18 protein-coding genes and 3 tRNA genes are annotated in these 12,518 nt (G+C 71.8%); 5 read left to right on the top strand and 16 right to left on the bottom strand.

Features of this window, described 5'->3' with window-relative positions:
• Nucleotides 1–207: 207 nt before the first annotated feature.
• From rplA to AB7J25_RS27575, 5 genes are all read right to left on the bottom strand, one after another.
• The gene (gene rplA / locus AB7J25_RS27595) at nucleotides 208–930 is read right to left on the bottom strand and encodes a 50S ribosomal protein L1 (protein ID WP_428513733.1); all 723 of its coding nucleotides are present in this window, start codon (nucleotides 928–930) and stop codon (nucleotides 208–210) included.
• Nucleotides 931–1,012: 82 nt separating this feature from the next.
• Nucleotides 1,013–1,447, bottom strand: a complete 435-nt coding sequence (rplK, locus tag AB7J25_RS27590; RefSeq protein WP_428513731.1) for a 50S ribosomal protein L11 — start codon at nucleotides 1,445–1,447, stop codon at nucleotides 1,013–1,015.
• Between the two features lie 44 nt (nucleotides 1,448–1,491).
• Nucleotides 1,492–2,328, bottom strand: a complete 837-nt coding sequence (gene nusG / locus AB7J25_RS27585; protein WP_428513729.1) for a transcription termination/antitermination protein NusG — start codon at nucleotides 2,326–2,328, stop codon at nucleotides 1,492–1,494.
• 62 nt (nucleotides 2,329–2,390) lie between these two features.
• Entirely contained in the window at nucleotides 2,391–2,756 is a 366-nt protein-coding gene (gene secE, locus AB7J25_RS27580) for a preprotein translocase subunit SecE (protein WP_428513727.1), read from the bottom strand.
• 94 nt (nucleotides 2,757–2,850) lie between these two features.
• Nucleotides 2,851–2,926: transfer RNA gene (locus tag AB7J25_RS27575), tRNA-Trp, on the bottom strand.
• A 161-nt stretch (nucleotides 2,927–3,087) separates the two neighbouring features.
• Between AB7J25_RS27575 and AB7J25_RS27570 the strand changes: the two genes are divergently transcribed.
• Complete coding sequence (locus AB7J25_RS27570) at nucleotides 3,088–4,317, top strand: pyridoxal phosphate-dependent aminotransferase (protein WP_428513725.1); 1,230 nt, start codon at nucleotides 3,088–3,090, stop codon at nucleotides 4,315–4,317.
• 151 nt (nucleotides 4,318–4,468) lie between these two features.
• Here the strand turns inward: AB7J25_RS27570 and AB7J25_RS27565 are convergent, their stop codons facing one another.
• Nucleotides 4,469–4,624: a hypothetical protein gene (locus tag AB7J25_RS27565; protein WP_428513723.1), complete on the bottom strand. Its 156-nt coding sequence runs from the start codon at nucleotides 4,622–4,624 to the stop codon at nucleotides 4,469–4,471.
• 285 nt (nucleotides 4,625–4,909) lie between these two features.
• Here AB7J25_RS27565 and AB7J25_RS27560 point away from each other — a divergent pair, with 285 nt between their 5' ends.
• Nucleotides 4,910–5,104, top strand: a complete 195-nt coding sequence (locus tag AB7J25_RS27560; protein WP_428513721.1) for a helix-turn-helix domain-containing protein — start codon at nucleotides 4,910–4,912, stop codon at nucleotides 5,102–5,104.
• A gap of 270 nt (nucleotides 5,105–5,374) precedes the next feature.
• Here the strand turns inward: AB7J25_RS27560 and AB7J25_RS27555 are convergent, their stop codons facing one another.
• From AB7J25_RS27555 to AB7J25_RS27530, 6 genes are all read right to left on the bottom strand, one after another.
• Nucleotides 5,375–5,584, bottom strand: coding sequence for a hypothetical protein (locus AB7J25_RS27555; protein WP_428513719.1), 210 nt, complete (start codon nucleotides 5,582–5,584; stop codon nucleotides 5,375–5,377).
• An 86-nt stretch (nucleotides 5,585–5,670) separates the two neighbouring features.
• The gene (locus AB7J25_RS27550) at nucleotides 5,671–6,078 is read right to left on the bottom strand and encodes a MaoC/PaaZ C-terminal domain-containing protein (protein ID WP_428513718.1); all 408 of its coding nucleotides are present in this window, start codon (nucleotides 6,076–6,078) and stop codon (nucleotides 5,671–5,673) included.
• The gene (locus tag AB7J25_RS27545; RefSeq protein WP_428513735.1) at nucleotides 6,075–6,494 is read right to left on the bottom strand and encodes an FAS1-like dehydratase domain-containing protein; all 420 of its coding nucleotides are present in this window, start codon (nucleotides 6,492–6,494) and stop codon (nucleotides 6,075–6,077) included. Before AB7J25_RS27545 ends, AB7J25_RS27550 begins: the two co-directional genes overlap by 4 nt.
• Nucleotides 6,495–6,566: 72 nt before the next feature.
• Nucleotides 6,567–6,734: a 50S ribosomal protein L33 gene (rpmG, locus tag AB7J25_RS27540; RefSeq protein ID WP_428513716.1), complete on the bottom strand. Its 168-nt coding sequence runs from the start codon at nucleotides 6,732–6,734 to the stop codon at nucleotides 6,567–6,569.
• 39 nt (nucleotides 6,735–6,773) lie between these two features.
• A tRNA-Met gene (locus tag AB7J25_RS27535) sits at nucleotides 6,774–6,849 on the bottom strand.
• Between the two features lie 28 nt (nucleotides 6,850–6,877).
• Nucleotides 6,878–6,950, bottom strand: a tRNA-Thr gene (locus AB7J25_RS27530).
• A 341-nt stretch (nucleotides 6,951–7,291) separates the two neighbouring features.
• Between AB7J25_RS27530 and AB7J25_RS27525 the strand changes: the two genes are divergently transcribed.
• Nucleotides 7,292–7,837 (top strand): hypothetical protein, encoded by a 546-nt coding sequence (locus AB7J25_RS27525; RefSeq protein WP_428513714.1) that lies wholly within the window; start codon nucleotides 7,292–7,294, stop codon nucleotides 7,835–7,837.
• 18 nt (nucleotides 7,838–7,855) lie between these two features.
• On the opposite strand, the gene AB7J25_RS27520 is transcribed toward AB7J25_RS27525, so the two are convergent.
• A complete protein-coding gene (locus tag AB7J25_RS27520; RefSeq protein WP_428513712.1) occupies nucleotides 7,856–8,077 on the bottom strand; it encodes a hypothetical protein in 222 nt (73 codons plus the stop codon).
• 205 nt (nucleotides 8,078–8,282) lie between these two features.
• Between AB7J25_RS27520 and tenA the strand changes: the two genes are divergently transcribed.
• A complete protein-coding gene (gene tenA, locus AB7J25_RS27515) occupies nucleotides 8,283–8,960 on the top strand; it encodes a thiaminase II (protein WP_428513710.1) in 678 nt (225 codons plus the stop codon).
• Between the two features lie 35 nt (nucleotides 8,961–8,995).
• On the opposite strand, the gene AB7J25_RS27510 is transcribed toward tenA, so the two are convergent.
• From AB7J25_RS27510 to AB7J25_RS27500, 3 genes are read right to left on the bottom strand one after another with little or no spacing between them, the layout of a single operon-like run.
• Entirely contained in the window at nucleotides 8,996–9,379 is a 384-nt protein-coding gene (locus AB7J25_RS27510) for a phage holin family protein (RefSeq protein ID WP_428513708.1), read from the bottom strand.
• A complete protein-coding gene (locus tag AB7J25_RS27505; RefSeq protein ID WP_428513706.1) occupies nucleotides 9,379–10,602 on the bottom strand; it encodes a serine hydrolase domain-containing protein in 1,224 nt (407 codons plus the stop codon). The genes AB7J25_RS27510 and AB7J25_RS27505 overlap by 1 nt, the downstream gene beginning before the upstream one ends.
• 10 nt (nucleotides 10,603–10,612) lie before the next feature.
• Nucleotides 10,613–11,578: an AraC family transcriptional regulator gene (locus AB7J25_RS27500; protein ID WP_428513704.1), complete on the bottom strand. Its 966-nt coding sequence runs from the start codon at nucleotides 11,576–11,578 to the stop codon at nucleotides 10,613–10,615.
• A 106-nt stretch (nucleotides 11,579–11,684) separates the two neighbouring features.
• On the opposite strand from AB7J25_RS27500, the gene AB7J25_RS27495 reads away from it, so the two are divergent.
• Complete coding sequence (locus AB7J25_RS27495; RefSeq protein WP_428513702.1) at nucleotides 11,685–12,347, top strand: class I SAM-dependent methyltransferase; 663 nt, start codon at nucleotides 11,685–11,687, stop codon at nucleotides 12,345–12,347.
• The last annotated feature ends 171 nt before the right edge of the window (nucleotides 12,348–12,518 follow it).

The following is a 12,518-nucleotide window of genomic DNA, read 5'->3' as shown; positions in this document are numbered from 1 at the left end:
TGGCGAGGATGTCTTGGAGGACGACCTCTCCTACCGGAGCTCCGCTCCCATGATCGGCACCAACACGCCGAAACCTCAACGATCTTGACCGCGGCGCCCAACCGCTAACTACACGGCCTTGGGGCTAGTCCTGGGCGAGGCCCGGGGGGCGGGGACGACGACGCCCCCGGCCGGGTCGGCCGGGGGCGTCGGGACCGCGGGCGGTGCTCAGGCGGACGCGGTGTCGTCCACGAGCAGGTTGCGGGTGCGGTTCGGGTCCACCGGGATGCCCGGGCCGGTGGTCGTGGAGACCGTGACCTTCTTCAGGTAGCGGCCCTTCGCGGCGGACGGCTTGGCCCGCAGGATCTCGTCCAGCGCGGCGCCGTAGTTCTCCACCAGCTTCTCGGTGGAGAACGACGCCTTGCCGATGACGAAGTGCAGGTTGGCCTGCTTGTCGACCCGGAAGTTGATCTTCCCGCCCTTGATCTCGTTGACGGCCTTGGCCACGTCCGGCGTGACGGTGCCCGTCTTCGGGTTGGGCATGAGACCGCGCGGGCCGAGGATGCGGGCGATGCGCCCGACCTTGGCCATCTGGTCCGGGGCGGCGATGGCGGCGTCGAACTCCAGCCACCCGCCCTGGATGCGCTCGATCAGGTCCTCCGCGCCGACGACGTCCGCACCGGCGGCCTCGGCCTCGGCGGCCTTGTCACCGGCGGCGAAGACGATCACGCGGGCGGTCTTGCCGGTACCGTGCGGCAGGTTCACGGTGCCGCGGACCATCTGGTCGGCCTTGCGCGGGTCCACACCCAGGCGCATCGCGACCTCGACGGTGGGGTCCATCTTCGAGGTGGCGGCGGTCTTCTTGGCGAGCTCCGCGGCCTCGAGCGGGCTGTAGAGCCGCTCGCGGTCGACGAGCTCGGCGTTCTGCTTCCAGTTCCTGCTGCGCTTCATGTCTGACTCCTGTCGTCAGCGGTGTCAGGTCGTGGTGCGGGCCGCGCCAGGCCCTCCCACGGATGTCGGGATCGGCCCGGGATCAGCCGTTGACCGTGATGCCCATCGACCGCGCGGTGCCGGCGATGATCTTCGCGGCCTGGTCGACGTTGGTGGCGTTGAGGTCGGCCATCTTGGTCTCGGCGATCTGGCGCACCTGGTCCATGGTCACGGACCCGACCTTGGTGCGGTGCGGCTCGCCGCTGCCCTTGTCGATGCCGGCGGCCTTGAGCAGCAGCCGCGCCGCGGGCGGGGTCTTCAGGGCGAACGTGAACGAGCGGTCCTCGAACACCGAGATCTCGACCGGCACGATGTCGCCGGCCTGGGACTGCGTGGCCGCGTTGTAGGCCTTGCAGAACTCCATGATGTTGACGCCGTGCTGGCCGAGCGCCGGGCCGACGGGCGGGGCCGGCGTCGCGGCACCCGCCTTGATCTGCAGCTTGATGATCGCGGAGAGCTTCCGCTTCTTGGGGGGCATCTCAGTTCCTCTTGTTGCTCCGGCCCGCGGCCTGCCGCCGGGACCTAGATCTTGGAGACCTGGCTGAACGCCAGCTCGACCGGCGTCTCCCGGCCGAAGATGGACACCAGGACCTTCAGCTTCTGCGCGTCGACGTTCACCTCGTTGATCGTCGCGGGCAGCGTGGCGAACGGGCCGTCCATGACCGTGACGGACTCGCCGACCTCGAAGTCGACCTCGACGGCTGGCTTGCCCGGCGCCGCGGCCGCGGCCGTACCGGCCTTCGCGGCGGCCTTGGGCTGCTCCGTGCGCGGCAGCAGGAACTTCACGACGTCGTCGATCGACAGCGGCGACGGCTTGTTCGTCGCGCCGACGAACCCCGTGACCCCGGGGGTGTTGCGGACCGCGCCCCACGACTGGTCGTTGAGATCCATCCGCACGAGGATGTAGCCCGGCAACACCTTGCGCTGGACCTGCTTGCGCTGGCCGTTCTTGATCTCGGTGACCTCCTCGGTGGGCACCTCGACCTGGAAGATGTAGTCCGCGACGTCGAGCGTCTGCACGCGCGTCTCGAGATTGGCCTTCACCTTGTTCTCGTAGCCGGCGTAGGAATGCACGACGTACCACTCCCCCGGCCTGCTGCGCAGGGACTGGCGCAGCGCCTCGGCGGGATCGAGCTCCTCCTCCGGCTCGGCACCGGCCTCGGGCGCGTCCTCGTCCGGGGAGCCGTCGGCGGTGGTGTCGCCTGCGGTCGTGTCATCGGCGTCGCCGGGCGTCTGGGCGGCGTCGGACGCGATGCCGGCCGTCTCGGTGTCGGTCGCGTCGGCGCCGACCACGTCGGCCGTGTCGGTGTCGACGTCGGCCTCGGGGTCGACGCCGGTCGGCCCGGAGCCCTGGGACATGTCCTGCTCGCTTCCTCGTCCGTTCGTGTCTCTCGGTCTCGTACCCGGTCTCGTGCGCGTGCTCACGTGCCGAACAGCAACGCCACGCCCTGGTGGAACACGAAGTCCAGACCGGCGACCAGCGCGACCATGAACGAGACGAAGACCAGCACGACGATCGTGTAGGTCACGAGCTGCTTGCGCGTCGGCCAGATGACCTTGCGCAGCTCCGCGACGACCTCGCGGAGGAAGCGGTCCAGCCGCTTCAGCACCGACACCTTCGGCGGGCGCCCGTCGCGCACCGGTGTGGCCCGACCCTTGCCGCCGCCGCCGACGGGCACGGGCTGCGCCCGCCGGCTCCGGCGGTCGGCACCCGTGCTGGGGCGCTCGCGCCGGGCATCGGCGGAGTCGTCCCCGCCGTTGCCCGCCTCGTCGCGCTCGTCGGTCACGTCGTCTCCAGGTCCCGGCACCGGTGCGTGCCGCTGTCGTCCCGAACCACGCTCGCCACAGCGTCGCCCGGTACTGCGTTGTTCCATGTGGCGGTGGCAGGGGCGACAGGACTTGAACCTGCAACCTGCGGTTTTGGAGACCGCTGCTCTGCCAGTTGAGCTACACCCCTATGCCGGCCCCGAACCGGACATGATCCGGAACGAAGCGGATGCACCTTCAGGCTGGCGGTGCATCCAGCGAGTCGAGTGTACGGCACCGCGCCGAGCGCCCGATCCGGGGCGCGAAAACCCGCTTCCGCGAGTCGCGCTGCAGTGGGGGAGGATGCCCGACATGGCCAGTGCACCGTCCGCGACCGCCGCCCGCCCCCGCCTGTCCGCCCGCATCGCCGGCATCGCCGAGTCCGCAACGCTGGCCGTGGACGCCAAGGCCAAGGCGCTCAAGGCGGCGGGCCGGCCCGTGATCGGGTTCGGGGCGGGCGAGCCGGACTTCCCCACGCCTCCCGCGATCGTCGCCGCCGCCCAGGCCGCGTGCGCGGACCCGCGCAACCACCGCTACTCCCCCGCGGCCGGGCTCCCCGAGCTGCGCGAGGCCGTCGCGGCGAAGAGCCTGCGCGACTCGGGGCTGGAGCTCCCGGCGAGCCGCTTCCTCATCACCAACGGCGGCAAGCAGGCCGTCTACGAGGCCTTCGCCACCCTGCTCGACCCGGGTGACGAGGTCCTGCTGCCCACCCCGTACTGGACCACCTACCCCGAGGCGATCGCGCTCGCGGGGGGCGTCACCGTCGAGGTCGTGTGCGGGCCGGAGGCCGACTTCCTGCCCTCGGTGGAGCAGTTGGAGGCCGCCCGCACCCCCCGCACCAAGGTGCTGCTGTGGTGCTCGCCGTCGAACCCCACCGGCGCCGTCGCCTCCCGCGAGCTCACCGAGGCCGTCGGCCGCTGGGCGGTGGAGAACGAGGTCTGGGTGGTCACCGACGAGATCTACGAGCACCTCGTCTACGACGGCGCCGAGGCCGCGTCCCTGCCGGTCGTGGTGCCCGAGCTGCTCGACACCTGCGTCGTGCTGAACGGGGTCGCCAAGACCTACGCGATGACAGGGTGGCGGGTCGGGTGGCTCGCCGGGCCCGCCGACGTCGTCAAGGCGGCGACGAACCTGCAGTCCCACCTGTCGTCGAACGTGTGCAACGTGGCCCAGCGGGCCGCGCTGGAGGCCGTCTCCGGGCCGCTCGACGCTGTCGCGGAGATGCGGGCGGCGTTCGACCGGCGGCGGCGCACCATCGTCGAGCTGCTCTCGGCGATCCCGGGGGTCGTCTGCCCGACGCCGAGGGGGGCGTTCTACGCCTACCCGTCGGTGCAGGAGATCCTCGGCAGGGAGATCCGCGGCGTGCGGCCGTCGACCACCGTCGAGCTCGCGGCGCTGGTGCTGGAGCACGCGGAGGTGGCCGTCGTCCCGGGCGAGGCGTTCGGGACCCCCGGGTTCTTCCGTCTCTCCTACGCCCTGGGCGACGAGGACCTGCGCACCGGCGTCGAGCGGATGGGCGCGCTGCTCGCCGAGGCCAGGTAGGCGCCCGCCCCCCAGGTCAGAAAGCCACGCCCCCCGGGTGCTGTACCGGCTCCCCGAGCCGTGCGCCGCGATCGCCGACGGCAGCGGGTGCTCGTCGTGGAGGGCGAGAAGGAATGCCGGGTCGCCCATGCCCGCGCCAGCAACTCCTCGGTCACCAGCGCCGCCGCGGACCGTGCAGGTGCTCGCGGTGCTGGGCCACCAACCGCTCGGCGGTCGACAGCATGATCGCCGGGGGGCGTCCGGACTCCGCGCACACCCGGCACAGGGTGAGGCACAGCGTCTCCGAGAGCACCTGCCGCGTGACCACCGCGAGGCCGCTCCCGGCCTGTCCGCAGGACTCGCAGCGATGCCCACATGGGCAGCGTGACGTGTTGGTGGGGTCGGGCGTGGCAGGCTCAGGCATGGGTCGAGGCCCCTTCGGCGGGTCGCGATCAAGGCCCCCGGCTGGTGTTCCAGCACCGGCCGGGGGCCGCCTCGTCTCCAGGCAGCCAAGGCCCACCAACGGTACGCCAGACTGGGACAACTGACGCATCTGACCCAAGCGACTACGAGCGGGGTGTACGGGGCACCTGCGGCACCTAGGTTGCAGGGCGTGCCGAGCCCGAAGCTGCTGACGACCGCGCAGGCGGCCGAGCACCTGGGCGTGGACCGGCGCACCCTCGCCCGCTACGCCCGACAGGGGCTGTTGCGGCCGAAGCTCACCCTGCCCAGCGGTCACCACAGGTGGGATCTGGACGAGCTGCGCCAGCAGCTCCGCGCCCTACGGGAGCGCGGAGACGCCGAGTAGCGCGCTGGTCCCGACGTTTGTGTGCACAGTCCAAGATCCGTTTCGTGTGCACGGCGTGTGCACCAGGGGTCCAACAGTGGCCAAACGTGGCCCTACAGTGACCGCCACACGCCTCGTCGTGGCACGTTGCCGCTGGTAGGTAGGCTGCGGGTGTAAACCAGCACCTGAGGCGGGCGCCATGCCGAAAGCCACCTCCAGGACGTCTGACGCCCTGGAAGTGGCTTTGCTGCCGGGACCGGCTCGGACGGGTGTCCGAGCCGGGCGGTCCGGCTACTTGTCGGTGTCGGCGAGCGCGGCCAGCGCCGCGGCCCGTCTCGCGTACTTCCAGTTCGCGAGATCGCCGACGGTCTTGATCCCGATGCCGGCGAGAACCTCGTCGTGCCTCTCGGTGAGGCCCTCCAGCGCCGACGGCGGCGCGTCGAGGATCTCGGCCGCCGTCTTGTCCTCCCACGCCTTGTCCACGAGCTTGCCGAACTTCACGCTGCGCCCCCTTGTCGATGTGCGAATGGACGAACGTCCGCAGGATGGCGGGAGCCGACGATCACGGCAACCCCGGGGAGGGCGTGTCAGCCGACGGCGACCTCGGCCACCGCCTTGCCGAGCACCGTCCGGCCGTCGAAGCTCGCGGTGATCGCCACGGTCGCGATCCCGCCGTCGAGCTTCGTGACCTTCCCGGAGAGCTCGACCAGCGCGCCCGTGTCGTCGTCGGGCACGACGACCGGGCGGGTGAACCGCACGCCGTAGCTGCGGACGGCCGCGGGGTCGCCCGCCCAGGCCGTGACGAGCCGCCCGGCGAGTGCCATCGTCAGCATGCCGTGGGCGATCACACCCGGCAGCCCGACCGAGGTGGCGACGCGGTCGCTCCAGTGGATCGGGTTGAAGTCGCCGGACGCGCCCGCGTAGCGGACGAGATCGGCCCGGGTGACGTGCAACGACAGTGGGGGCAGCTCGGTGCCCACCTCGACGGTGCTCACGTGGCCGCCTGCGTGACGAGCAGCGCGGAGGTGGTGGCGACGGTGCCGCCCGCGACGTCGGTGATCTCGCAGCGCAGCGTGAGGCGGTGCGCCCCGGCCCGGGACTGGAGATCCTCCACGTGAATGACGGTGACGAGCTCGTCCCCGCCGTGGATCGGCCGGTGCAGGGTGATCGACTGGTCGCCGTGGACCATCCGCGAGTAGTCCCAGCCGAACGCCGGGTCGCGCAGGAACGCCTCGATCAGCGGCATGGTGAACGTGACGCTGAACGTGGGCGGCGCGACGACGTCCGGGTGCCCGGCGGCACGTGCGGCGCCGGCGTCCAGGCACACGGGATCGCCCTCACCGATGGCGAGGGCGAACTCACGAATCTTCTCGCGGGAGACCCGGTACGGCTTGGAGGCTGGCAGCGCCATCCCGACGTAGGACGCGTCAGGTCCGGTCAACGGTCCTCGCTCCGCGAACGCTCGCTCGACGGGCGGGCGTGCTCACCGGGTCTCGCGGTGGTCCCGGTGCACGTTGCAGTTCGGGCAGTACTTCTTGATGGTGAGCCGGTCCGGGTCGTTGCGCCGGTTCTTCTTGGTGATGTAGTTGCGGTGCTTGCACACCTCGCAGGCCAGCGTGATCTTCGGCCGGATGTCGGTGGCCTTGGCCATCGCGGGTGCCTCCTGGGAAACTTTCTGGTGCGGTCCGTCTGGTAGCGGCGGCCGGACTTGAACCGGCGACACAGCGATTATGAGCCGCTTGCTCTACCGACTGAGCTACGCCGCTTCGCGAGGTGGTCCAACCACCTCGGCGGAGCCCCTTTACGGAATCGAACCGTAGACCTTCTCCTTACCATGGAGACGCTCTGCCGACTGAGCTAAAGGGGCGGCACGGCCCACCGGGATTCCTCCCCGCAGGCCCTGACGATGCTACACAACCGGCGGTCCGGGCCCGCGCACGGGGGCCGCGGCGGCGTCCATCGGCGTCCATCGGCAACGTCGCGCCCTGGATGTCCAGGAACCATCCGGCCGCGACCGGCGCCGGACCGGGAGACAGCCCGTGACCGGCGGATCCGTTCATCAACCGAACGGGTGAATCACCCCGAGCTAACGGTTGCCGGCGCACGGCCGATATGACGGATGTACGGGACACCGGCACACGCGCGGGCCGGCACCCGGACGCCGGAGATCGACTCCGTCCCGTTCCTGCACAAGTCCCGTTCCTGCACATGAATCCGGGGTACGTCATGTCCATGCCGCCGCTGCAGCAGCCGCATCCCCAGGACCGCGCGCCGTTCGTCCCCGCCCAGCGGACCACCGAGCCGAGCTGGCACGACGCGGCCCTGCCGATCGTCGGATCGGTTCCGGCCCGGCCCTCGGGCGTGACGTCCGGGATGTCGGACCGGCGCGGCGTGGGTCGGGCTCCGATGCGGCACGTGGCGCCCACCTTCCACCCGGCGCGACCGGCACGCCACGGTGCAGGGACGGTGTCCCGTCCGGTGCCGGCGGCGCCGCTGGTGCCGCCCCAGCGCATGGCTCCGGGCGTCCCGTCACCGACGGTGACCGGGCAGCGTCACCCCCGCGAGGAGGCGACCGTCCGTGACGACGCGGGGGCGGCCACGACAGGACTCGCCGCCGCCCTCGATGTCGTGGGCCGGGTCGGTGGCGCCGTGACGCTCGCGGCCGTGCTCGTTCTGGCCGTGGCGGTGGGCGGCGCCGTGGACGGTCGACCCGCGAGCGACTCCGCGCCGCTCACGGTGACCTTCGAGCCGTGACCTTCGAGCCGTGACCCGTCAGGCCGCGACGTCGGTGGAACTCGTGAGCGGCGCCTTCAGCACGTGGTCGACAAGGCGCATCACGAGCTTGCCACCCCCGAGCCGGTAGCCGAACTCCTCCCAGGTGAGCAACTCCCTGGAGAGGACCTCGCCGACCGGACCCGGATAAAGCCGCGTCACCCGAAACGCCGCCGCCCGCAGGCGCATCTTCTCGTGATGATCCATCGGAACCGGATTCATTCGACTCACCTCCGCGACACAACTGCCCCGTGGCGCGTGCTCCGCGCTGAGTCGCCGCCGGCTGGACACCCATCATGAACCGTGGAACGGACTGTCCGTCACCAAGGGTACCCCCACAGTGACATCTCTCACCTCTCTGTAAGCATTTCGCGTACTCCCTGCACGCGACCGGCTCCTGTCGGTGGTCCGGGCTAGCGTCTCGACCATGAACGCGCCCACGGCCACGCTGACGCAGTCCCTCTGGAGCGGCGTCGAGCACATCCACGCCGCGATCCTGCGTCACCCGTTCGTCACCGGGCTCACGGACGGCACGCTGCCGCGCGAGACGTTCCGGCACTACATCGTCCAGGACGCCCACTACCTGCGCAGCTACTCCCGCGCGCTCGCGGTCTGCGCCGCGAAGGCACCCACCGCCGACGACACCGTGACGTTCGCCGAGCACGCGGGAGGCGCGATCGCGGCCGAGCGCGCGCTGCACGCGGCGCTGCTGGACGACCTGGGGCTCGACGCCGGGGCCGCCGCGGCGGAGCCGGTCGCGCCCACCACGGTCGCCTACACGAGCTACCTGCTCGCCACCTGCTACGGGGGCTCGTTCACCGAGGGGCTCGCCGCGGTGCTGCCCTGCTACTGGATCTACGCCCGGGTGGGTGCCGCGCTGGTGGAACGCGGCTCACCCGATCCGCTCTACGCCCGCTGGATCGCGATGTACGGCGGCGAGGAGTTCCAGTCCGTCGTCGAGGCGGTGCTGGCGATCACCGACCGGGTCGGCCCCACGCTCTCGGCGACGGACCGGGAGCTCGCGCACCGTCACTTCACGACCACGTCGCGCTACGAGTGGATGTTCTGGGACGCGGGGTACCGCCGGGAGACCTGGCCGGTGTGACCCGTTCGAGGTGAGCCGGACGCCCTCGTCCCAGCTCAGCGCTGGTCGAGCCGGTCCGGGATGACGAGGTGCAGCACGAAGGACACGATCGCCACCACGATGGCGCCCCAGAACGCCGGCCAGAAGCCCTCGACGATGAACGGCAGGTTGAGCAGCCCCGCGATCCAGCCGACGAGCATGAACAGCAGCGCGTTCACCACGAGCCCGAAGAGGCCGAGGGTGATGATGTACAGGGGGCAGCCGAAGATCTGGATCACCGGCTTCACGAACACGTTCACCACGCCGAAGATGATCGAGACGGCGACGAGCGTGCCCACCCGGGCCGCGGTCGTGCCCGCGCCGAGCTCGATCCCGTCCACCAGCAGGGTGGCGAGCCACAGCGAGACCGCGACGACCGCGATCCGGATCAGAATTGCCATCAGTCCACCACCGCCTGGTTGACGAGCGTCCGGAGTTGGGAGCGCAGAGCGTAGGCGCTGGACGGCATGACCTGGGTGAGCAACACCGCGGTGACGTCCTCCACCGGGTCGACGAAGAACGCGGTACTCGCGAACCCGCCCCAGGCGTACTCGCCCGCGTTGGTGAGGATCTTGCCAGCAGCGGGGTCGATCACCACCGAGAAACCGAGGCCGAACCCCACCCCGGCGAAGTTCGACTCCGCGAACATCGGCCGGGCGAACGCCTTGAGGTCCTGCCCACCGGGCAGGTGGTTGCGGGTCATGTAGGCGACCGTGCGCGGGCCGAGCAGGCGCACGCCGTCCAGCTCGCCGCCGCGGGCGAGCATCTGCACGAACCGCTGGTAGTCCGCCGCGCTGGAGACGAGCCCGCCGCCGCCGAAGAGGCAGCTCGGCGGGCGGGTGGCGGCGCTGCCCATGGGGCTGCGGACGAGGCCCCCGTCCGGACGGATCGCGTAGAGCGTGGCGAGGCGCTCCGTGTCCGCGGTCCAGAAGGCGGTGTCGGCCATGTCGAGGGGCTGGAGGATCTCCTCGGCGAAGAACTCGTCGAGCGGGCGGCCGGAGGCGACCTCCACGACCCGGCCCAGTACGTCCGTCGCGACCGAGTAGTTGTACTCCGCGCCCGGGTCGAACAGCAGCGGCAACTCCGCCCATACGTCGCACGCGGTGGCGAGATCGGTGCCGGACGGGACGTCGAACTCGTAGCCCCTGGCGCGGTACATCTCGTCCACCGGGTGCGCGTGGAGGAAACCGTAGGTGAGCCCGGACGTGTGGGTGAGCAGGTGCCACAGGCGCATCGGCTCGACTGCAGGGCGCGTGCCGGGGTTCGAGGCCGGGCCGCCGGTGTAGACACGCAGGTCCGCGAACGACGGGATGAACCGGGCCACCGGATCCATGAGCTCCAGCGCGCCGCGCTCGACCAGCATCATCGCCGCGACCGACGTGATCGGCTTGGTCATCGAGTAGAGCCGCCACAGCGCGTCCGTCGTGACCGGGCGCCGGTCTTCGAGGTCCAGCACCCCGTGATGGCTCAGGTGCGCGACCCGGCCGCGTCGGCTGACGACGATCGTCCAGCCGGGCAGGCGCCCGTCCTCGACGTAGCGCCGGAAGTGCGCGTCGATCCGCGCGAGCCGGACGGCGTCGAACCCGACCTCCTCCGGATCCGCCTCGATCTTGAGCTCCGCCACCTCGCCGACCCTACCCGTCGGAGGGCGTTCCCATGATCTGCCCGACCGGGCGACGACCCGCACGTCGCCACGCCCGCGGGGCCGTCCCGTGGGCGCGCCGGAACGACCGGATGAAGTAGCCGGGATCGCGGAAACCCACCCGGGCCCCGACGGCGGCCACCGTCAGGTCCGTGGTGTCCAGCAGCCGGCGCGCCTCCACCATCCGCCGCTCGGTGATCCACTGCCCGACGGTGCGGCCCGTCCGGCGGCGCACGACGGTCGTGAGGTGGCCGGGCGTCAGGCCGACGGCGAGGGCGACGTCGCGAAGCGACAGCGGGCCCGCGAACCCCGCCTCGACCTCGTCGAACACCTCGGCGAGCACCGGCTCGTCACGCAGCCGCAGCCCGCCGGGGACGTCCGCTGCGAGCCGGGCGACCTCCACGAGCAGCAGCGTGAGGTGGGCGAGGACGGCCTCGGCGCAGCCCTCCCGTGGCTCCCGCAGCTCGCGGTCCAGCGCGGTGAACCGGGCGAGCATGCCGTCGCGGTCCGCCTCGGGCACCGGCAGCCGCTGAGCCCCGCCCGCCGGTCCGCGCACGAACGGGAACAGCAGGGGGTGGGAGCGCCACGACCGCATCGCGCCCGGGTCCACCGCATCGGGCGGGAAGCCCGCCGTCCACAGCTCGGCCGGTGTGGAGCCGCCCTGCGAGGCGACGGTGCCGACGGTGTCCGTGTCGGACACGTCGACGACCTCGCCGGGCCCGACGAGGAAGAGGTCGTTCGCGCGCAGCGGCCAGGCCCGCCCGTCCAGCCGGATCGCGCCGCCGCCGCGGACGACGAAGCCGATCAGCAGGAAGTCGTGCGCGTGCGGCAGGGGTCGGTGCTCAGGCGGCGAGGCGCACGGCCCGGCGACGAGCACCGGAGGCACTCCGGGCCGGTGCCGCCAGCCGTACACCGGGACCGTGCCGTCGATCCGCCTGCCCGTGTCGACCGAAGCCAATAATCGTCCCTCATCGACCGATGATCCGCCCTTGGATGAGGTACGAGCTGCATCGAGCCTTGGAATCGACACCGAAACATCGTCTCATCCACCGAGGGGAACGGCCATGACCGAGCACGCCGCAGACCGCCACTACCTGCCCGCGATGGGCCATGACCGCCTGTTGCCGCTGTACGACGCCCTCACGCGGCTCGCGGGCGTCCGCCGCGCGCACGCCCGACTCCTCGACGGTGCCGGGCTCGCCGCGGGCCAGGTGGTGCTGGAGATCGGCTGCGGCACGGGGAACCTGACGCTGGCCGCGAAGCGCCGCCGTCCGGACGTCGCCGTCACCGGCCTGGATCCCGATCCGCGGGCGCTCGACGCCGCCCACCGCAAGGCCACCCGGGCGGGCGTGGACGTGCAGTTCGTCCGTGGGTTCGCCGACGCGCTGCCGATGGCCGACGGGAGCGTGGACCGCGTGCTGTCATCGCTGATGCTCCACCACCTCGACGACCACGTGGGCGGCAACCTGGGCGACGGTGAGAAGGACCGCGCCCTGCGGGAGGTCCACCGCGTGCTGCGCCCCGGCGGGGAGCTGCACCTGCTCGACTTCGGCGGCTCGGCGGTCCCCACGACGGCCCGCGGTCACGGCGGGCGGGTCGCCGACAACGCGGGCGACCGGATCCCGCGACGCCTGCGGGCCGCCGGGTTCACCGAGGTGGCGGAGATCGCGCAGGTGCGGCTGCGGGTCCCGGGCGGGCGATGCGCCGTCTTCCGGGCCCTGCGGTAGGGCCGGGCGGACGGTGCGAACGCGCCCGCCCCGTTGCGCGAACGGCACGTACGGGAGATAGGTCTTCCCGTACGTGCCGTTCGCGCGCACCAGGTGGGCCACGTTCCAGGTGGGCGCGCCCGCCCCCGCGCCGCCTCCCGCGCGGCCCCGGCCGCGTCGCTGGGATGATCC

This window comes from Pseudonocardia sp. (assembly GCF_050246655.1).
In the GTDB taxonomy this organism is placed as follows: domain Bacteria; phylum Actinomycetota; class Actinomycetes; order Mycobacteriales; family Pseudonocardiaceae; genus Pseudonocardia.
The sequence above is the reverse complement of the archived record's forward strand: the minus strand, read 5'-3'. Positions and strand labels throughout refer to the sequence as shown.